Annotated in this window: 16 protein-coding genes; 7 read left to right on the forward strand and 9 right to left on the reverse strand. The window is 70.0% G+C overall.

Annotated elements, in window-relative coordinates; all coding sequences use genetic code 11:
- The first annotated feature begins 52 nt into the window (after positions 1–52).
- Complete coding sequence (locus ACIRQP_RS03070) at positions 53–715, forward strand: SigE family RNA polymerase sigma factor (RefSeq protein WP_403882490.1); 663 nt, start codon at positions 53–55, stop codon at positions 713–715.
- Positions 712–2,004, forward strand: coding sequence for a hypothetical protein (locus ACIRQP_RS03075; RefSeq protein ID WP_403882492.1), 1,293 nt, complete (start codon positions 712–714; stop codon positions 2,002–2,004). Before ACIRQP_RS03070 ends, ACIRQP_RS03075 begins: the two co-directional genes overlap by 4 nt.
- 153 nt (positions 2,005–2,157) lie before the next feature.
- Here ACIRQP_RS03075 and ACIRQP_RS03080 read toward each other — a convergent pair whose 3' ends face one another.
- The 3 genes from ACIRQP_RS03080 to ACIRQP_RS03090 form a co-directional block, all read right to left on the reverse strand.
- Entirely contained in the window at positions 2,158–2,910 is a 753-nt protein-coding gene (locus tag ACIRQP_RS03080) for an SURF1 family protein (RefSeq protein WP_403882495.1), read from the reverse strand.
- A 141-nt stretch (positions 2,911–3,051) separates the two neighbouring features.
- The gene (locus ACIRQP_RS03085; RefSeq protein WP_403882498.1) at positions 3,052–4,908 is read right to left on the reverse strand and encodes a prolyl oligopeptidase family serine peptidase; all 1,857 of its coding nucleotides are present in this window, start codon (positions 4,906–4,908) and stop codon (positions 3,052–3,054) included.
- A 46-nt stretch (positions 4,909–4,954) separates the two neighbouring features.
- Positions 4,955–5,587 (reverse strand): TetR/AcrR family transcriptional regulator, encoded by a 633-nt coding sequence (locus ACIRQP_RS03090; protein WP_403882501.1) that lies wholly within the window; start codon positions 5,585–5,587, stop codon positions 4,955–4,957.
- An 88-nt stretch (positions 5,588–5,675) separates the two neighbouring features.
- Between ACIRQP_RS03090 and ACIRQP_RS03095 the strand changes: the two genes are divergently transcribed.
- Entirely contained in the window at positions 5,676–6,392 is a 717-nt protein-coding gene (locus ACIRQP_RS03095) for a hemerythrin domain-containing protein (protein WP_403882504.1), read from the forward strand.
- A 92-nt stretch (positions 6,393–6,484) separates the two neighbouring features.
- Here the strand turns inward: ACIRQP_RS03095 and ACIRQP_RS03100 are convergent, their stop codons facing one another.
- Positions 6,485–7,747: an FAD-dependent monooxygenase gene (locus tag ACIRQP_RS03100; RefSeq protein ID WP_403882507.1), complete on the reverse strand. Its 1,263-nt coding sequence runs from the start codon at positions 7,745–7,747 to the stop codon at positions 6,485–6,487.
- 175 nt (positions 7,748–7,922) lie between these two features.
- Here ACIRQP_RS03100 and ACIRQP_RS03105 point away from each other — a divergent pair, with 175 nt between their 5' ends.
- The 3 genes from ACIRQP_RS03105 (at position 7,923) to ACIRQP_RS03115 (ending at position 11,793) form a co-directional block, all read left to right on the forward strand.
- Entirely contained in the window at positions 7,923–8,222 is a 300-nt protein-coding gene (locus ACIRQP_RS03105) for a twin-arginine translocase TatA/TatE family subunit (protein ID WP_403882510.1), read from the forward strand.
- A 207-nt stretch (positions 8,223–8,429) separates the two neighbouring features.
- On the forward strand, positions 8,430–8,798 hold the full coding sequence (locus ACIRQP_RS03110) for an ArsR/SmtB family transcription factor (protein WP_403882513.1): 369 nt from the start codon (positions 8,430–8,432) through the stop codon (positions 8,796–8,798).
- A 46-nt stretch (positions 8,799–8,844) separates the two neighbouring features.
- Positions 8,845–11,793, forward strand: coding sequence for an HAD-IC family P-type ATPase (locus ACIRQP_RS03115; protein WP_403882515.1), 2,949 nt, complete (start codon positions 8,845–8,847; stop codon positions 11,791–11,793).
- Between the two features lie 53 nt (positions 11,794–11,846).
- On the opposite strand, the gene ACIRQP_RS03120 is transcribed toward ACIRQP_RS03115, so the two are convergent.
- A complete protein-coding gene (locus ACIRQP_RS03120) occupies positions 11,847–13,358 on the reverse strand; it encodes an LCP family protein (RefSeq protein WP_403882517.1) in 1,512 nt (503 codons plus the stop codon).
- Positions 13,359–13,441: 83 nt separating this feature from the next.
- Here ACIRQP_RS03120 and tatA point away from each other — a divergent pair, with 83 nt between their 5' ends.
- Positions 13,442–13,717: a Sec-independent protein translocase subunit TatA gene (tatA, locus tag ACIRQP_RS03125; protein ID WP_403882519.1), complete on the forward strand. Its 276-nt coding sequence runs from the start codon at positions 13,442–13,444 to the stop codon at positions 13,715–13,717.
- 18 nt (positions 13,718–13,735) lie between these two features.
- On the opposite strand, the gene ACIRQP_RS03130 is transcribed toward tatA, so the two are convergent.
- The 4 genes from ACIRQP_RS03130 to ACIRQP_RS03145 form a co-directional block, all read right to left on the reverse strand.
- Positions 13,736–14,002: a hypothetical protein gene (locus ACIRQP_RS03130; RefSeq protein WP_403882522.1), complete on the reverse strand. Its 267-nt coding sequence runs from the start codon at positions 14,000–14,002 to the stop codon at positions 13,736–13,738.
- Between the two features lie 97 nt (positions 14,003–14,099).
- Positions 14,100–16,034 carry a molecular chaperone HtpG gene (gene htpG / locus ACIRQP_RS03135; RefSeq protein ID WP_403882525.1) on the reverse strand — a complete coding sequence of 645 codons (1,935 nt, stop codon included), beginning with the start codon at positions 16,032–16,034 and terminating at the stop codon, positions 14,100–14,102.
- Between the two features lie 494 nt (positions 16,035–16,528).
- Positions 16,529–17,749, reverse strand: a complete 1,221-nt coding sequence (locus ACIRQP_RS03140; protein ID WP_403882528.1) for an FAD-dependent monooxygenase — start codon at positions 17,747–17,749, stop codon at positions 16,529–16,531.
- The gene (locus ACIRQP_RS03145; RefSeq protein WP_403883277.1) at positions 17,746–19,143 is read right to left on the reverse strand and encodes an MFS transporter; all 1,398 of its coding nucleotides are present in this window, start codon (positions 19,141–19,143) and stop codon (positions 17,746–17,748) included. Before ACIRQP_RS03145 ends, ACIRQP_RS03140 begins: the two co-directional genes overlap by 4 nt.
- Between the last annotated feature and the right edge of the window lie 234 nt (positions 19,144–19,377).

Below are 19,377 nucleotides of genomic sequence, written 5' to 3' on the forward strand. Positions count from 1 at the left end.
ATAAAGTGGCGTGCGCGTACAACCCTGGTGGGGGGAAGCGTGTCCAACTGGCGTGGCAGAGGTTCTCGAAATCACAGCGATCGGCCCGGTGCGCGGCGCGACAGTGCTTCCGCTCCGGCGGCCCCGCACGCCCGGCGGCATGCCGGTGATCGCCCCCATGCCCGCCGCGCGGCCCGCACGCATACCGTCCCAGCGCGACGGCGCTGACGAGGCGATGGCCGCGGGCACCACCGTCGACCACCTGACCGAGACCTACCGCGCCCACTACCGGTCGCTGCTCGGTCTCGCCGCACTGCTGCTGGACGATACGGCCTCCTGCGAGGACGTCGTCCAGGAAGCCTTCATCCGGGTGCACTCCGCGCGCAATCGCGTACGTGAGCCGGAGAAGACCCTCGCGTATCTGCGGCAGACGGTCGTGAACCTCTCCCGTTCCGCGCTGCGCCGCCGCATCCTCGGTCTCAAGCTGCTCTCGAAGCCGATGCCCGATATGGCGAGCGCGGAGGAGGGCGCGTACGACCTGCTGGAGCGGGACGCGCTGATCAAAGCCATGCGAGGGCTCCAGCGACGGCAGCGCGAGGTGCTGTCCCTGCGATACTTCGCGGACATGACCGAGGCGCAGGTCGCCGAGACGCTGGGAATATCCCTGGGCTCGGTGAAGGCGTACGGCTCGCGCGGCATAGCGGCGCTGCGCGTCGCCATGGAGGCCACGGCATGAGTGGGCGCGAGGACCGGCACGGATTCGGCCGGGGCGAGAGCCCGGCCGAGGATCGCGGCGAGGGCCGCGGGAACGAGTTGGCCGGGCCGGACGCTCCGTCGAACGACCTGACTGGAAACGGAATTGTGAACAACGGGCCGGAGAATGAGCTGAGCGGCCTCGGTGACACGGGTGCCGACAGGTATGAGAACGCCGCCGAGGACGACAGCGGCGGCGGTCGCGGCGACAGTGGCGGCGGTGACGGCGGCGAGGTCGCGAGCAACGACCTGAACGGTGTCCTGAACGAAGACGAACTGGCGCTGCGGCGGATGCTGCACGGCGCCGTGGGCGACTTGCGGCCGTCCGACGGCGCTCTCGACCATCTCCGCAAGGCCGTACCGACCCGGCGGGCCAGAAAGCGCCAGGCGGTCGTCGGCATGGCGGCGGCGGCGCTGCTGTTCGGTACGGCGGTCCCCGCCTTCGTCCATGTCGCCAACTCCATCGATGTGACGGACGACCGGGCCGTCAGCACCGGCCACGGCGAGCAGACGCACGGCGGCACCGACGCCGACAAGGGCACCACGGGCGGCAAGAAGGACACGGACGGCCCCTCCGACAAGGTGTCCGCCGACGAGGACGAGCCCGACAAGCAGGAGAAGCCGGACGGTGGGGTCGCGTCGAACAAGCCGGACGGCGGCAAGGACGGATCGGTCGACCCCGGGGCCCCCTACGAGACCGCCTCCTCGCCCGCCTGCGGCCCGAGCCAGCTCCTGGTAGTGGGCCAGACGGGCGCCCCGGACGCCGGAGGCACGGTCTACGGAAGCTTCCGTGTCTCCAACGTCTCGGGCGCGGGCTGCTCGGTCAGCGGCCGTGGCACGGTCGACGTCCTGGCGACGGGCGCGGCGGACCAGAGCAAGATCACCGTCGCGCAGCACACCGCGGGCGACCCGGCGGCCGCGCTGCCCGACCCCTCGCAGGAGGCGGAGGCGCTGGTGCTGCCGCCGAACGGCGCGTACGAGGTGAAGTTCGCCTGGGTGCCCTCGGAGACCTGTCCGACGACCGGCGCCTCGCCCGACCCCTCCCCGTCCGAGGACGGCTCTGGGGGCACGACCGGCGACCCTGGTACGGGTCCGGGCACCGGCACGGACGGCTCGAACACGGAGACCCAGCTCACCACCGACGGCGGCACGATGGACGGCACGGTCGCGGTGACCCACACGGCGGAGTCGGGCGCCCCGAGCGGCCAGACAAGCATCTCCAACGCCTGCGCCGGCACCATCTACCGGACAGGCGTCCTCAAAGCATCGTAGGGGCAGGACGCGAGCGCTCGTTAGGACACGGGACGCGGGACGCGCGACGCGGGCTACGGTACGTGGGACAGGGCCGGGGCACGGGACGTGGCATACGGGCCGGGAGGCCGGACACGGGTCCGGAAGCCGGACACTGCTCGGGAGGCCGGAGTGCTACGCGGCGGTCTCCAGCCCCAGCTTCCGGTCCTTGATCGCCTCCGCCTCGCGCCGGACGAGCCGGAACCACATGAAGACCACGAACCCGGCGAAGACGAACCACTCACCGGTGTAGCCGAGGTTCTGGAACGCCTTGAGGTCGAGCCCGGTGTTCTGCGGCACGCCCGCGGGCACGGCCCGCAGCCCGTCCGACGCCTTGCCGACGGTGACCCAGGCGTCGTACACGTCGTACGGCACGACATTGACCAGCGACGCCGCGCTGATCATGGCCAGCTGGCCGCGGGGCAGCCCGCCGCCCGCCCGCACCCCGTCCGAGCCGGTGGACTCGGACGCCTGGAGCGACCCGGTCACGGTGACCTCGCCGGTGGGTGGCGCGGGCGCCTTCTCGCCGCTGGGCAGCCAGCCGCGCACCACGGGCAGCGCCTTGCCGCCGTCGGTGCGGAGCATGGTCAGCACATACGAACCGGTCTTGCCGTCCAGCTCCCGGTCGGGCACCAGGAACTGATCCCCGTACCGCCCGCTGGCCGTGGCATGCCGGCCCGAGGTCTCCTGGTCGACCGGCAGCAGTGTCTCCAGCGCCGCCGCGGGCCGCTCACCGGGATCGGGCGCCGTCTTCGCGGCCTCGTGCGAGGCGACGCGGTCCTCGAAGCGGCCCAGCTGCCAGGTCCCCATGAAAACGCACACGGGGATCGCCAGCAGGACGAAGACGTTGATCCCCAACCAGCGCGGAGTCACCAGGAAGCGGTACACCCCTCCACGGTACGGAACGCCGCCCCGGCCCCCGGTCCCGGGTCCCCCGTAGGCCTCTCGCGGAGGTCCCCCGGCAGGGCCCGGGGCCGCGGGCTCCCCTCCCCTCACGTCATCTCAACCTCATCTCAACCTCGCCTCGCCTTACCGTGCGCCCTCCCTCAGGTGTTTGACGGCGAACTCCAGCTCCAGCCGGACCTGCTTGATCCGCTCCTCCACGACGAGCGAGCCATGGCCCGCGTCGTACCGGTACACCTCGTGGACCGCGCCCCGGGCCGCCAGTCTGTCCACATAGTTCTCCACTTGGCGGATCGGGCAGCGCGGGTCGTTCACACCCGCCGAGATATAGACCGGGGCCCGGACGGCGTCGACATAGGTCAGCGGGGACGAGGCCGCGAACCGCTCCGGCACCTCCTCCGGCGTACCGCCCAGCAGCGTGCGGTCCATCGCCTTGAGAGCCTCCATCTCGTCGTGGTACGCCGTCACGTAGTCGGCGACCGGTACGGCCGCGAGCCCCACGGCCCAGGCATCGGGCTGGGTGCCGAGACCGAGCAGGGTCAGATAGCCGCCCCACGATCCGCCCGACAGCACCAGCTTCGCCGGATCCGCCAGACCGGATGCGACCGCCCACTCCCTGACCGCCGCGATGTCCTCCAGCTCGATCAGCCCGATCCGGTGCTTGAGCGCGTCCGTCCACTCCCGTCCGTATCCGGTGGAGCCCCGGTAGTTGACCCGGACCACCGCGAAGCCCTGGTCGACCCACGCGGCCGGGCCCGCCGCGAACGCGTCGCTGTCATGCCAGGTCGGGCCGCCGTGGATCTCGAAGACCGTCGGGAACGGGCCCTCGCCCTCCGGCCGCTGCACGAGCGCGTGGACCCGGCCACCGGGGCTCTCCACCCACGCGTCCTCCACCCGCACCGAGGCGGGCGCCGCCGGCCCCGGCGGATCGAGCACCACCCCGCCGGCCGTGGAACGCACCTCCGGCGGCCGGGCCGCCGACGACCAGAGATACTCCACGCTTCCGTCGGGCCGGGCCGTCGCCCCCGAGACCGTCCCCGCCGGGGTCTCCACCTGGATCAGCGCACTCTTGGCGAAGTCATAGCGCCACAGCTCGCTGCGGGCCTCGAAGCTGTGCGCGACCAGCAGCCCCGATCCGTCCGGATACCACTCGGCGTTGACATCGCCGGGCAGCTCGATGGCGAGATCGGTCTCCTCGCCGGTCAGCGGATTCCAGACGACCGGTTCCCAGCGGCCCCGCCGCTGATGACCGATGAGCAGCCGGCTGTCCCCTTCCACCGGCGCGAAGCCGAGCACCTCCAGGCCCAGCTCGCGCGTACCGCCCTCCGTGTCGTCCAGTTGGGCCACCACCGAGCCGTCCAGCCGCAGCACCCGCACCGCCGAGTGCATCGCGTCGCCGTGCTCGGTGTGCTCTATCGCCAGCAGCGAGCCGTCGTACGACAGATCGCCGACCCCGGCCGACTCGCGGTGCCGGTAGATCTCGACGGGCTTCTCGCCGGGCCGTACGACATGGAGCGTCGAGCCGTCCTCGTCGGTCGAGCGCCCCACCACCGCCGTGCCGTCCCGGCCGAGCGCCAGCCCGGCCGGATAGGAGGGGCCGAGACCCGGCACCGCCGACTCGTCACCGGCCCCGTCCGCCCCGGCGGTGAACCGCTGCCGCATCCAGACCCCGAACTCGTCCCCGTCCGTGTCCGAGAACCACCAGATCCACTCGCCGTCGAGCGAGAGCACGCCGTCCGTCGTCCCGTTCGGCCGGTCCGTCGCCTGCCGCTGCTCACCGGTCGCGCGATCCCACGCGTACAGCTCGTACGTCCCTGTCGCATTGGAGACGAACAGCGCGCGCTCCGGCGCGTCCTCCGCCCAGTCGGGCAGCGAAACCCGCGGCGCGCGGAAGCGCTTCTCCCACTCGGGCATCGAGCCCGGGGCCGAGCCCGGGGCCGAGGCCGCTGTCGAATCCGGTGTCGAACCGGTGATCTCAGTCATGCCCCCTATTCTGCGCCCGGCCCCTGACATCGCGTCGGCGTCCCGCTCAGCCTGTGGATAACTCCTTGAGCAGCATCTTCGTGGCCATGACAGCCAGCTCCCTCTCGGCCTCGTCCCAGGTCCAGCCGCAGTCGTCGACGAGCGTGCGCCAGGCGGCCAGGCCGAAGCAGAACCACAGCACGTCCGCGCACCGCTCGACGGTCATCCCGGCTCTGAGAGCACCGAGGCCCTTGAGGTGTGAGGCGATCTCGCGAAGGGCAGAAGTGTAGATAGAGGTGCCCTCGTCCCAGAGTGCTTCCGCCGCGTCGTTCACGGGCAGCGCGCTGTAGAGGATCGCGATGGATTCGCGGTGCTCCTCGTTGCTGAGCCGGGTGCGGTGGGCGAGCAGGGCGATGGCGGAGACGGCGTCCTCGGTGCCCCGTATCCGCTTCACGGTCTCCTGAGCGCCCGAGTGCGCGGCCGCGCGGTGGACGGTCTCCCGCAGTATGTCGAGCCGGCCCCCGGCACTGACGTACACCGTCTTGACCGCGGTCCCTGCCTCGCGGGCGATCTCGGCGACGGTCACCTGTGCGAAACCCCGCTCAAGGAAGAGCCTCCGCGCCGCGTCGATGATGTCACGTCGCGTGGCGGCCGCGGTGAGTGCGCGGCGAGGAGAGTGATACGAACGCTCGCCAGACATGCCGATATTTTAGGGCAAGTCGGGCATTTATTGAAGTAGCTTTGGGTTCATTACATAGGGGATAACCCCTATTTTCGAGGGACAGAGAATGACGGTTTCATCCGCGCTCCGAGTCGAACGCGCGCGCATGTACGACGAACTCCTCGCCGAGCACACGATCATGCGACGGGGCGCCGCTCTCGTGGCAGTCTCGTTCGCGAATCTCGCCGACGGTCAGCCCGTCGATGTCAGGACGCTGGTCAGCACCTCCCGCTGGCTGATCGAGTACGTCAGGAGCCATCACGGGAGTGAGGACAAACAACTCTGGCCGGCGCTGAGCGACCTGTTTCCCGCCGCCGTCGCCGAACTCGACCGGATGATCGTCGAGCACCAGGCGCTCGACGCCGAGCTGCACACCCTCGCCAGGGCGGTCGACGCGATCGACGCCCGGGAGATCACGGGCGGGCGCGACGAGGTGCTGGTGGTCGTCAGTGAGGCGGCCATGTCGGGGCTGCCGTCGGCCCAGCGGGTCCGCGAGATTCTGACCAGGCATTTCGACGAGGAGGAGCCGGTCCTGCTGGAGCTGTTCCCGCAGGTACCGGACTCCGACCTCGCGCGGGTACGGAAGGGGATCTTCCACGGCGGCTTCCGGTGCAGCGCGCACCTGGTGCTCGGCCTGATGGAGGACCCGGACCGGATCCCCGGATACGCGGCCGTGCTGAGCGCCTTCCCGGCGTCGGTGCGCTGGCTGCGCCCGGTACTGCTGGCGCGCTACCGCTCCACCAAGAAGGCGCTGGCGGTGTCGACGTACCTGGACAGGATCTGAACGTCGTCCCGGACGGATACCTGCCCGGACCGAGCCATGGATGCGGGTGGCTGGATATGGGTGGCTGGGGAGGCGGGGGCTGGACGTGGGTGTCAGCCGCCGGAGGCGCGCGAACGGGCGTGCAGCGTTCGCGCGACCCTCGGGCCCAGCCAGCGCTTGAGCCTGCGCAGTGCCTCCAGCTGCTCGGCCGCCCGGTCGATCCGGTAGTACAGCTGGGGCGGGATGTGCGGCAGCAGCGGCGAGTGCCGCTGCCCGAGCAGCGCGAACATCTGCGGCGGGTCCAGATGGATATAGCGCGGGAGGTTCTCGTACCACTGGGCGCTGTAGCGCGCCGCGCTCTGGACGGGGAGGAGGGCGGACCTCCGTTCCCGCTCGTACTGGACGAGCGCGGGCCGCAGTTCCGCGTGTACGTCGCTTCCGCCGCGTCCATGCTCTCTGCTGTGCCCGCCGCTGTGTCCGCGCAGTGCGCCGGCCAGTGCGATGGCGTCCTCCAGCGCGAGCGTGGTGCCCGCGCCGATGGAGTAGTGCGTGGTGTGGGCGGCGTCGCCGAGCAGGACGAGGTTGCCGTGGTGCCATGTCCGGTTGGTCAGGGTGCGGAAGTTGAGCCACTGCGCGCTGCCGTCCGCGTGCGCCCGGCCGATCAGCCGGTGTCCGTCCAGCGGCCCCGCGAAGAGCCGCTCCAGCAGGGCCAGTCCGTCGGCCTCGCAGGCCTTGTCGAGCCCGAGACCCGTCCAGGTCGCCGGGGAACACTCGACGATGCAGGTGCTCCCGTTCTCGCTGAACCCGTAGGCGTAGCACCAGATCCAGCCGTGCTCGGTCTCGACGAAGGCGAAGGTGAACGAGTCGAAGATCTTGGTGGTGCCGAGCCAGATGTATGTGTTGTGCCCGGCCGTGGATTCGGTGCCGAAGTGTCCGGCGTGCCGCTCGCGGAGTGCGCTGCCGACCCCGTCGCAGGCCACGACCAGTTCGGCGTCGGGCAGTTCGGCGGCGTCGGTGATCGTGTGCTCGAACTCGACGCGTACGCCGAGAGCGCGGGCCCGCTCGGTGAGGATGCCGAGCAGCCGGCGCCGGCCGATTCCGAAACCCGTGTCGCCGTGGTGCACCGTCTTCCGGTCACCGACGTGTGCGATCCCGTCGCTCCAGCGGACCGAATTCTCGCTGATGGCGACCGCTGATTCGGGGTCGTGGACATGGAGACTGTCGATGAGGCTGCCCCAGTAGGTCACTCCCCAGCCGTAGGTGGACCCGGCCGCGTTCCGTTCGTAGACAGTGATGTCGTGGGACGGATTCTGCCGCTTCATCAGGATCGAGAAGTACAGGCCGGCGGGCCCGCCGCCGACGCATGCGACCTTCACAGGAGCTCCCGGTTGTCCCGTTGTGACACTAAGTGATCAATTGCGGACGAAGAGTAGCAGGCTGTGGTGCGGTTGGCTCGGTACGGGCTTGTTGTGGGGTTGTCCCGTGCCGGATACTTCTACAGCGCTGTAGAAGCAGATCGATCCGATCCGTTACCGGGAGAGAGCAGACCTGATGTTCGGCTTGAGTGAACTGGCCCTGATCCTCATCGTCGTCGCGGTGGTCGTCGGGGTGAAGAGGCTCCCTGAGCTGACCCGCTCCGCCGGCAAGGCCGCCCGCATCCTCAAGAGCGAGACGAAGGCGCTCAAGGAGGAGGGCAAGAAGGAGGACGGCAAGGAGGAGGATGGCAAGGAGTACGCCAAGGCGGAGGGCAAGACGTCCGAGGCCGCCGCGCCGGGGGACCGTCGAGTCGTCACAGGCACCATCGTCGAGCGGGACGCCGCGCCCGCGCGGGATTCTCGCGACAAGCCGTAGCCCTAGACTGAACCGCCGGTTCGGGCCTGCGGGCCCACCGGCCTTCGGGCCGACGGGCCCACCGGCCTTCGGGCCGACGGGCCTGCCGGCCTTCGGGGCTACGGTCCACGGGGCTACGGTCCACGGGCGGTTCGGGCATCCGGGCCTTCAGGTATGAGGACATTCGGGTTGACGGGGTGACGGCCCGCGCGGGACGGGAGAGCGATCGTGACGGCAGGTGTGCCGGCGGGTGCCGGCGGCTTCGAGGACCCTCCTGCCGAAGTGCTGGCCGAGGCCGCCGCCGCGTTCGGGCTGCTGGCGTCGTCGGCGCGGCTGCACATCGTGTGGGTACTGGCTCAGGGCGAGAGCGATGTGACCGGACTCGCCGAGCGCGTGGGCGGGGCGCTGCCCGCCGTGAGCCAGCATCTGACCAAGCTGAAGCTGGCCGGTCTCGTACGGTCGCGGCGCGAGGGCCGTCGCCAGGTGTACTTCGTCGACGATCCCGATGTCGTGACCGTGGTCCGGCTGATGGTCGGACAGCTGACCGATCGCGCGGCGCAGGCTCCGGCACGGCGCGTCCGCGACATCACGGCCTGAGCCCGCAGTGCCCGACTCCGTGATGTCCGGGGCCGGGAGGGCGGGTGTGTCCGGGGCGGACGTGTCCCCAGCGGCCGGGTCCGGGCCGGGAGCCGGGCCGGGGTCCGGTGCCGGCCGCGGTCCCACTCCGTGGGCGCCGGGCGGGGACGGCACCCCACCGGACCTGACCGCCCTCACCTCCCTCCAGGTGCTGCGGCGGCTGGACAGCGGGCCGCGCGGGCTGACGGACGCGCAGGCCGAGGAGCGTCTGCTCCGGTACGGCGAGAACGCGGTGCCGGAGTGGCGTACGGCGTCCCGGCCGCGGCGTTTCGTACGGAGCGTGCGGGATCCGTTCACCGCCGTGCTGCTCTGTCTCGGGGCGGTGTCGGCCACCGTCTCCGCCTGGGGCACCGCCCTGGTGATCCTCTCGCTGGTCGTGGTCAGCTGTCTGCTGCGCTCGTCCGGGGAGCATCGGGCCGACCGGTCCATGGCCGGGCTGCGCGAGCTGGTGGCGACCACGGCGACGGTGCTGCGGCGCGGGAGCGGCGGGAGTGCCGGGAGTGCCGGGAGCGGCGGGAGCGAGGGCCGTGACGGGTATGACCGTCGCGGTGCGCGTGACGGGGCTGGCGCGGGTGGCGCGCGTGACGGGGGCGGCTCGCGGCCGAGGGAGATTCCCGTCGACCAGTTGGTGCCGGGCGATGTGATCCGTCTCGGCCCCGGCGATCTGGTGCCCGCCGACGTTCTGCTGCTGCGCGCGAGCGGGCTGACCGTACATCAGGCGGCGCTGACGGGGGAGTCCGCGCCGGTCGCGAAGTACGCCGTCGACGTACCGGGCCCGGGAGGCGTCGAGGCTGTGGCCGGTACGCCCACGGCCGACGAGGCGTTCGCGGGGGTGTTCGCGCAGCCGCGGCTGTGTTTCCAGGGCAGCAGCGTCGCCTCCGGCAGCGGCACCGCCGTCGTCGTGGCGACCGGGACACGTACGCGGTTCGGCGCCGCGCGCAGCCGGCCGGGGCGCCGTACGGCCAGCGCCTTCGACCGGCAGGTGAACGGCATCTCGTGGGTCCTCATCCGGTTCATGCTGCTCACCCCGCCGCTCGTCCTGATGGCCAACGCCGCCCTGCGCGGCCGGGGCCTGGAGACGCTCCCCTTCGCGGTCGCGGTCGCCGTCGGTCTCACGCCGGAGATGCTGCCGGTCATCGTCACCACCGCCCTGGCCCGTGGCGCCTCACGCCTCGCGCGCCACCACGCGGTGATCGTCAAACGCCTGCCCGCGCTGCACGACCTGGGCGCCGTCGACGTACTGTTCCTGGACAAGACGGGCACCCTCACCCAGGACCGGCCGGTGGTCGGCGGGTCGATGGACGCGTACGGGGCCCCCGACCCCGAGGTGCTGCGCTGGGCCGCCGTCAACGCCTGGTGGACCCTGCAACTGGCCGATCTGCCCGCCCCGGACGCCCTCGACGACGCGATCCTCGACGCGGTGGACGAGGAGGATCCGGCGCGGTACGAGGGCGTGGCGGCCCTGCCGTTCGATTCCGTACGCCGCCTCTCCACCGCGGTCGTACGACGGCCGGGCAGCCTCGGCATCCACACGCTCGTCGTCAAGGGGGCGGTGGAGGCCGTACTCCAGCGGTGCGCGCTCGACGACGAGGAACGGAACCGGCTTACCTCGCTGGCCGCCCGCGTGGCGGACAGCGGCCTGCGGCTGCTCGCGGTCGCCCTCGCGGAACGGCCCGCCCGTCACCGCGACTACACCCCGGCCGACGAGCGCGGACTCGATTTCCTGGGCTTCGTCGCGCTCCACGACGCACTCGCTCCGACCGCCGCCGAGGCGCTGAAGGTACTCGCCGCGCGCGGCGTCACGGTCAAGATCCTGACGGGCGACCACCCGGGCACCGCGGCCCGCGCGTGTCTGGATCTGGGTCTGGATCTGGGTCCGGACGTGGCTGCCGCCGACATGGCTGCCGCCGACATGGCTGCCGCCGACATGGTTGCGGCCGACATGGCTGCCGGCGACATGGGGGCCGGTGACATGACGGCCGGCAACCCCGCTGCCGGTGGCAAGATCACCACAGCTGACAGCGGTGAGGTCGTCACCGCCGAACGGCTCGACGCCCTCACCGACGCGGAACTCGCCGAGGTCGCCCGGCGCACCACCGTCTTCGCGCGCTGCACACCCGAGCACAAGGCACGTATCGTCGCCGCCGTCCGTGCCGACGGGCACACCACCGGCTTCCTCGGCGACGGGGTCAACGACCTGCCCGCGCTGCACGCCGCCGACGTCGGGATATGCCCGCGCGACGCCGTCGATGTCGTCCGTGAATCCACCGATGTCGTGCTCGCGCGGAAGGACCTCACCGCGATCGAGCACGCGATCGGCGCCGGGCGCCATTCGAGCGGCAACATCGCCACGTATCTGCGGATCACGCTCTCCTCCAACCTCGGCAATGTCATCGCGATGCTCGTCGCGGGGCTGCTGCTGCCGTTCCTGCCGATGCTTCCGGCCCAGGTCCTCGTACAGAACCTGTGCTTCGACGCCGCGCAGCTCGCCTTCGCGTACGACCGGCCGCGGCCCGAGGCGCTGCGTCGGCCGACGGAGCTGCGCTCCCGGGCGTTCTTCCGGTTCATCACGGGCTTCGGTCTCATCAACGCGCTCTCGGACCTGGCGACGTTCGCGGTGTTCGCGTCGGCCCCGTACACCGCCGTCGACGCGGGCAGCCAGGCGGAGTTCCACTCCGGATGGTTCACCGAGAACCTGCTCACCCAGGCGCTGGTGATGCTGCTGTTGCGTACGAGCGCACGCCCCGCGTCCGGTCGACGGGCCCCGAGCCCCGTCCGCTGGGCCGCCGCCGGGCTCGCCGTGACCGGGCTGCTGCTGCCGCTCTCGCCGCTCGGCCCTGTCCTGGGCATGCCCGCGCTGCCGGGGCTCTACTACGTACTGCTCGGCGCCGTGCTCGGGCTGTACGCGGCCGGACTGGTCTTCGCGCGGGGGCGAATCGGCGGCGCTCAGCTATAGGGGCGTCAGCTATAGGGGAGCTCGGAGACAGGGGAGCTCAGCTGTACGGGCGCTCAGCCGTAGGAGAGGTTCGCGCAGGGGTCGTCGTCGGCGGAGCGTGCGTCATCGGCCACGGCCGACGGCAGGGGGCCGGGCTGCGCCGATCCCGGTTCCGCCGATGCCGCGTCCCCCGATGGCGCGTCCGCGGGGCTGTACGACGCTCCGAGGATGACGTTGATCCCCGCACCCGTCTCCGTGGCGGACGTCGACGCGAGCCGCGCGCCCGGGAAGAGCCTTCCGACGGTCCGCGCCTTGTCCTCGTGGCCGGGACCGTACTCGATCACCGTGGTCGCGTGGTCCTGGGTGCTCGCGGTCGTGGTGCCCGTGATGGTGAAGCCGTGGTCCGTGAGCATACGGGCGGCACGGGCGGCGAGCCCCGTGACCGTGGTGCCGTTGTAGACGGCGACGTCGATGCCCGCGCCCGAGACGGCCCCGGTGGCGCTCGGCGTGGCGGAGGGGGCGGTGGTTCCCCGGCCGCCTTTGCCGCTGGCGTCCGCGCCGTCGAGCGTACGGTCGGCCCTCAGCGCCGCCCAGAGCGCGGACGCGTCCGGCTCGACGATCGCGACGCGCTCCCCCTCGTAACGCCAGGGAATGGTCAGGAACTTGGTGTTGTGCAGATCTATGTCCTTGAGCGACATGGCGAAGCCGAGCAGCTTGTCGGCGGAGCCCAGCCCCGGGTCGACGGTCATGGACCGGACGGCCGCGTCCGCGAGCGGCAGCAGCTTGGCGGGCGTCAGCCCCTGTTCCTTGACCTTCTTCAGCAGGCTCGCGACAAAGGCCTGCTGGCGCTTGATCCGGCCGATGTCGGAGCCGTCGCCCATGCCGTGCCGGATCCGTACGTAATCCAGCGCCTTCTGTCCCGAGACGGTCTGGACGCCCTTGGCGAAGACGCGCTCGCCGCGCGCGGCGCGGCTGGGGCTGAGGTCCTTCTGGTAGATGTCCTGCGGGACGCAGACCTGTACGCCGCCGACGACTTCGGTCAGCTGGGCGAAGCCCTTGAAGTCGACGACGACGGTGTGATCGACACGCAGTCCGGTGAGCTTCTCGACGGTGTTCTGGGTGCAGGCGGGGTTGCCCTTGACCGTCTGCCCCACGGAGAACGCCGCGTTGAACATGGTGTTGCTCTGCGGCTGCGTCCAGCTGCCGTCCGGCAGTCGGCAGGGCGGGATGTCCAGGAGGGTGTCGCGCGGTATGGACACGGCGACGGCGTGCTGGTGGTCGGCGTAGACGTGGAGGAGGAACGCGGTGTCGGAGCGGCCGACGTCGTCCTTGCTGCCGCCGCCCAGCTCACTGTTCCCGCCGGTGCGCGCGTCCGACCCGATGACCAGGACGTTCTGCCCTTTCGCTATGCCCGGCGGGCGGCTGTCGGAGAGCCCGCCGGCGCTGAAGGTGTCGATGTTTCCGCTGAGCTTGAGATAGATCCAGCCGACACCGGCCGAGGCGAGCACGACGAGGGACAGGGTTATCCCGAGGGCGAGCCGCAATCGGCTCCTTCCCTCGCTCCTTCTGCGTCGGCCGTCTGCCATAAGTGCACCTTCCCATGGTTGTACAGTTGCGCAATGTAGCAACTTATAGGCACATGGTTCGACGAGGGGAAGGCGGGGCGGAAGTGTTGCGTAACGGGTTGGAGCCTTGGCACCTGCTGATCGTGGCGATCGTGATCATCGTGCTGTTCGGCTCGAAGAAGCTGCCGGACGCCGCCCGTGCCGTGGGCAAGTCCATGCGCATTCTCAGGAGCGAGGCGAAGGCGATGAAGGAGGAGGGGCTGGGGGAGGGGCTGGGGCTGGGGGGCGGGCAGGGTGCCGAGCACCCTGCCCCCTCCGCTCAGGCGCCTGTGGCCGCGGCGCGGGCGGTGGCTCCGGAAGGCGCCGACGCGGCGCGCTGAGCGCCTGGCCGGCTCGACTCAGGGGCTGGCCCTGTCGATCCCGTACCGCAGTGGCTCGCCCTGTATGCGCGGGTCCCGCCGGTATACGTAGACCGCTTCCGCCTGCGCGCCGCCCGCCGGTCCTTCCAGCTGGCAGGGGTAGGTCACCTGCACCACGGACGGCCGGTCGGTGACCCGCATCCGTATGCCGTCCGCGGGCCCGCCGTCGAGCACCGCGGTTTCCCATTCCGTCGTGCCCGGATTCCTGTCCGGGTACCTGCCCGGATCCCTGTCCTGATCATTCATGCGAACACTTTAAGGGTTGCGCAAGTTTAGGACTATGGTCGAGATCCGGACAGGGACGTACGCCGGCTCTACGGGCAGGTCGGTCGTCCGAGCTCGACTACAGGGTGCGCTCCAGCCGGTCCGCCATCAGCTTGATGAAGCGCGAAGGGTCGCTCAGCTCGCCGCCGTCGGCCAGGAGGGCCATCCCGTAGAGGAGTTCGGCCGCCTCGGCCAGTCCGGCGTCGGCGTCCCGTTCGGTGTGGGCCTTCCGCAACCCGGTGACCAGCGGGTGTGTGGGGTTGAGTTCGAGGATGCGCTTGATGTGCGGCACCTCCTGGCCCATGGCGCGATACATGTTCTCCAGGGCGGGCGTCACATCGTGGGTGTCCCCGACGATGCAGGCGGGCGAGACGGTGAGCCGGGACGAGAGCCGTACCTCCTTCACGCTCTCAGCCAGCTCCGACGTCATCCACGTGAGCAGACCGGCGAACTCCTGCTGCCGCTTCTCGCGTTCGGCCTCGACCTCCTTCTTCTCCTCCTCGGTGTCGAGATCGACTTCGCCCTTGGCGATCGACCGCAGTTGCTTGCCGTCGAATTCCGGTACGGACTGGACCCACACCTCGTCGACCGGGTCGGTCAGCAGCAGCACTTCGAAGCCCTTGGCCTGGAACGCTTCCATGTGCGGTGAACTCTCGATGGCCGAGCGCGACTCGCCAGTCATATAGAAGATGTGCCGCTGCCCCTCCTTCGTACGGTCCACGTACTGCCGGAGAGTGGTCAGCCCCTCCTTGTCCTGGGTCGACGCGAACGAGGAGACGCCGAGGATCGCGTCGCGGTTCTCGAAGTCGCTGAGAAGACCTTCCTTCAGGACCCGGCCGAATTCCTTCCAGAACGTCGCGTAGCGCTCCGGATTGCCGGACATCATGGCCTTCAGCGTCGACAGCACCTTCTTCACGAGGCGACGGTGCATCAACTGGATCTGACGGTCCTGCTGGAGGATTTCCCGCGACACATTCAGCGACAGGTCCTGCGCGTCGACGACACCCTTGACGAAGCGGAGGTATTCGGGCATGAGCGCTTCGCAGTCGTCCATGATGAACACGCGCTTCACATAGAGCTGAACTCCGCGCTTGTGCCCCTGCATGAACAGGTCCTGGGGCGGGTGGGACGGGATGAAGAGCAGCGCCTGGTATTCGAAGGTGCCCTCCGCCTGCATGCGGATGGTTTCGAGCGGGTCGTTCCAGTCGTGACTGATGTGCTTGTACAGCTCGCTGTACTCGTCGTCGGTCACCTCGTCCCTGGACCGGGCCCACAGCGCCTTCATCGAGTTGACCGTCTCGGCCTCGCGTGGGCCGTCACTGTCACCGTCAGCGTCGCTGTTCTCGTCCGTGGACTCCTTGGCCATCTTGATGGGCCAGGTGATGAAGTCCGAGTACCGCTTGACGATCTCCTTGATCTTCCAGGTGGAGGTGTAGTCGAAGAGCTGATCCTCGATGTCCTCGGGCTTGAGCCGCAGCGTCACCGACGTACCGCGCGGCGCGTCGTCGACCGTCTCGATGGTGTACGTACCCTCGCCGCTGGACTCCCAGCGCGTCCCCCGGCTCTCTCCTGCCCGCCTGGTCAGCAGCGTGACCTCGTCGGCCACCATGAAGCTGGAGTAGAAGCCCACGCCGAACTGTCCGATGAGTTCCTCGGACGCGGCCGCGTCCTTGGCCTCCTTCAACTCCTTCAGTTCCTTCAGGAACTTCGCGGTGCCGGAATTCGCGATCGTCCCGATGAGCTGCACCACTTCGTCGTGCGACATCCCGATGCCATTGTCGCGTACGGTGAGCGTGCGCTGCTCCTTGTCGACCTCGATGCCGATGTGGAGATCCGACACCTCTTCCCGCAGCTTGTCGTCGCGGAGCGATTCCAACCGCAACTTGTCCAATGCGTCGGAGGCGTTGGAGATGAGCTCGCGCAGAAATACATCCTTGTTCGAGTAGATCGAATGGATCATCATCTGCAGGAGTTGTCGCGCTTCTACCTGGAACTCGAATGTCTCGATAGGCATGTTGCCCGGATTCCTTCCCCGATTACTCGTCAGCGCCAATGCAGTGAGCCGACCCACATGGTATCCAGCCCTCGAGGCGCTCACAGGGTGTGCGGCGAGAGGGGACGAGGAAGGGCGAGGGCCGGCGGAGCGGGCGGGGGCCGACGTGGCCCGGCGAGGGCTGACGTGGGCTGACGTGGGCTGGGCCGGTAGGGGCGGACGCCTCAGAGTTCCCTCGCCGCGAGGTGCCGCCGCGCACGGGCCCACGCGTTCTCGAACTCCTCGGCGGTCGGCCACTCCGGCACGTACCCCTCCCATTCGGACACGGGACCCGTCCCATCGCCGCTGAACTGTGGGGCCAGAGTGTTCCGTTGGTCGGCCTGGAGCAGTAGCGCTCCTCAGATCAGCGCACCCACCGTCACCAGCGCCAGGTCCGGACCGCCGGCCCCGCCCGTCGGCCCCGCCCGCCGGCCCCGCCCGCCGGTGACGCCCGTCATCGGCGCGCGTCATCGGGCTCATGCCATGGGCATGAATTCGGGCAGGGTGAGGGCCGAATGGGCCGGTCGTCCCTCCGCGGAGGGCATGGCGCTGAGATTGCGCAACATGTCGTTGCGCTGCTCCAGGGCCCGAGCGGTGGTCGGGAAGAGTGTGGCATCGCCCTCGCCGACCTGCTCCTGGTTCACGGTCACAAACTGACGGGTGGTGTGTTCGTAGGCAGCGAAGCCCGCGGCGTGGTCCCGGTCGGCCAGGGAACCGGCGAGCATGTACGCGCCGACGAGCGCGAGGCTGGAGCCCTGTCCGGTGAGGAACGAGGGCGCGTACGCGGCGTCGCCCACCAGCGCGACCCTGCCGCTGGACCAGCGGGGCATACGGATCTGGCTGACCGCGTCGAAGAACAGGTCATCCGCGTCCCGCATGGCGGCAAGCATGCCCGGGACCTCCCATCCCGCGTCGGCGAAGACCGCGGCGACCAGGTCCCGTTGGGCGTCCGGGTTCCGGAACGCGTCGAACGGCGGTTCCGGGTGGGCGAAGTTCAGGAGGGCGTGCACTTCGTCGTTGTCCCCCACGGCGTAGAGTGCCGCCGCCCTGCCCGGGGTGTTCCACATCATGGTCTCGCGGAAGAGCCCGAAGGTGTTGCGCATGGTGAACCCGGCGAAGCAGTAGCCGAGGTACCGGTGGAACTGTTCTTCGGGGCCGAACAGGAACTCGCGGGTACGTGAGTGCAGACCGTCCGCACCGAACACCATGTCGAACGTACGCCTGCTGCCCCCGCGGAAGGTGACGTCGACCCCGTGGCCGGACTGGTCGAGGGTATCGATGGAGTCGTTGAACAAGAACCCCACGTCGTCACGGATCGCCGTGTAGAGAGCGCCGGTCAGATCCCCGCGCCGCACCTCCAGGTCCTGTCCCGCGACACCGCCGGTGACGGTGTGCGGGTTGACCGAGGCCACCTCGCCGCCGTCCCCGTCGAGGAAGGTCAGCCGGCGCAGGTCGATGTGCGCGTCCCGCAGTCGCGGCAGGAGTCCCATCCTCCGGACGACCTCGAGTGCGGTGCCGCGCACGTCGATGGGGTAACCACCGCTACGAAGTGTGCCCGCCTTCTCGACTAACGTGACCGCGAATCCGTAGCGGTTCAGCCAGAACGCGAGGGCGGCCCCCGCGACGCCGGCCCCGGATATCAGGACCTTGCGCCTCGGCGTGGTACGGATATCCCTCAACCGATCAGTGCGGGTCATTCCTTGACTCCTTTGCTCATGGTGCGGGCGACAAACAGGCACAGCGCCGTGACGGCGCCGGCTATGACGAAGCCGGTGACGAAGGCGGATTCGGCCGGGACATCCGACCCGGAAGGGGTCCCGGCGGTGAGGATCGCACCACTGACCTGCACACCCACGGCGTAGCCGATCACGCGAGTCACCAGGACCAGGCTGGTGGCGATGCCGGTGTCACTTTGATCGACGGATGTGGCGGTGCTGGTCACCATCGCGGTAACGCACAGGCCGTTGGCAAGCGCGATCATCATCTTGCCGATGACGAGGTGCCAGACCTCGGTGTGCACGGCTGCCAGGGCGATCAGGGCGGCGGCCATGATGACGATTCCGGCGGTGACCACGGCACGCGAGCCGAAACGCCGCGCCCCGATCCCACTGATCGGCCCGGCCAGCGACGCGGCCACGGCGCCGGGCAGCAGGAAGAAGCCGATCTCGGTGGCGCCGGCCCCGAAACCGTACTCGCCGGCGGACACCGCGAACAGTTGCGGGACGAGATAGACCGCCACCGAGGTACCGACGCACATCACGAACGTCAGCACACACGACTTCCACACCGCAGGCCGTGCCAGCATGTGCAGATCGACCATCGGCGAGGCCGCACGACGCTCAACGGCTATCCATCCGGTCACGAAGGCGGCCAGAACCACGATGAGGGCGCCGAGCACGAGTGGCTGCGAGCCGATGTCGGGCGCCAGCGCGAGCACGAGCATGAGCGTGCCCAGCGTCCCGCTCAGGAGAACCAGGCCGGGCCAGTCGACCCTGGCGTCGTCCGACCGGCCCGGCGGATCATGCGGCATCAGCCTGTTCACAAGCATGGTGGCCCCGATGACCGCGATCGTCGGCAGCGCGAACATCCAGTGTCGGGACAGCCCTTCCGCCACGGGCCCGGCCGACAGCGTTCCCGCCATCCCGCCCCCCACGAACAACCCGCTGACCACCCCGATGGCCACCTTCGACTCTCCCGCGGGGAGGTGTTCGCGCACCAGGACGAACGACAGGGGCAGCGCGCCCACCATCGCCCCCTGCAGTACCTGACCGAGCAGCAGCACCGGCAGGTTCGGCGCCAGGGAGGACACCAGACCACCGGCCGAGACCACCACCATCAGCCGGATCAGGACCCGTTTTCCGCCGTAGCGGTCGCCGAACTTGCCTGCGACCGGTGTGACGAGCGCGCCGGTGATGAGGAGCATGATGCTGAGTAACGCCCCTTCGGCGGGACTCATATCCAGCTCGCGTTGCAGGAGCGGGAGCGTCGGCGTGACCACCGACTCCAAGGCACCGGTGGCGACTGCCAGCATGCCGAGGGCCCCGACAGCGGCCTTCCCGATGCGGACCGGGGAAGCCGGCGTTGCGGTCATGGACATCCTTTCCGTCATTGCCGGGCGAGTAAGGGGTCGGCCGTACGCGTGGCGCTGCCGCCTTGCCGGGCCCGGCGCGGACACAGCGGCCATTCACGCGGGGCGCGGTGTGCATGGTGCTTGGCGGACAGGCGGACAGGCGGACAGGCGGACTGGTCCGAGGTCGTCCGGCGGGGTGAACCCGGGGAAGCGGTACCCGAGGTGGCGCATGCACGGCTCCGCCGGGCGGAGCGG

This window comes from Streptomyces sp. NPDC102274 (assembly GCF_044766385.1).
Lineage (GTDB): Bacteria > Actinomycetota > Actinomycetes > Streptomycetales > Streptomycetaceae > Streptomyces.

Coding starts and splice junctions, on each gene's coding strand:
- ACIRQP_RS03105 (WP_403882510.1), top strand. CDS start 7,923: ATGTTCGGCTTGAGTGAACTGGCCCTGATCCTCATCGTCGTCGCGGTG.
- ACIRQP_RS03090 (WP_403882501.1), bottom strand. CDS start 5,587: ATGTCTGGCGAGCGTTCGTATCACTCTCCTCGCCGCGCACTCACCGCG.
- ACIRQP_RS03085 (WP_403882498.1), bottom strand. CDS start 4,908: ATGACTGAGATCACCGGTTCGACACCGGATTCGACAGCGGCCTCGGCC.
- htpG (WP_403882525.1), bottom strand. CDS start 16,034: ATGCCTATCGAGACATTCGAGTTCCAGGTAGAAGCGCGACAACTCCTG.
- ACIRQP_RS03130 (WP_403882522.1), bottom strand. CDS start 14,002: ATGAATGATCAGGACAGGGATCCGGGCAGGTACCCGGACAGGAATCCG.
- ACIRQP_RS03140 (WP_403882528.1), bottom strand. CDS start 17,749: ATGACCCGCACTGATCGGTTGAGGGATATCCGTACCACGCCGAGGCGC.
- ACIRQP_RS03145 (WP_403883277.1), bottom strand. CDS start 19,143: ATGACCGCAACGCCGGCTTCCCCGGTCCGCATCGGGAAGGCCGCTGTC.
- ACIRQP_RS03120 (WP_403882517.1), bottom strand. CDS start 13,358: ATGGCAGACGGCCGACGCAGAAGGAGCGAGGGAAGGAGCCGATTGCGG.
- ACIRQP_RS03075 (WP_403882492.1), top strand. CDS start 712: ATGAGTGGGCGCGAGGACCGGCACGGATTCGGCCGGGGCGAGAGCCCG.
- ACIRQP_RS03095 (WP_403882504.1), top strand. CDS start 5,676: ATGACGGTTTCATCCGCGCTCCGAGTCGAACGCGCGCGCATGTACGAC.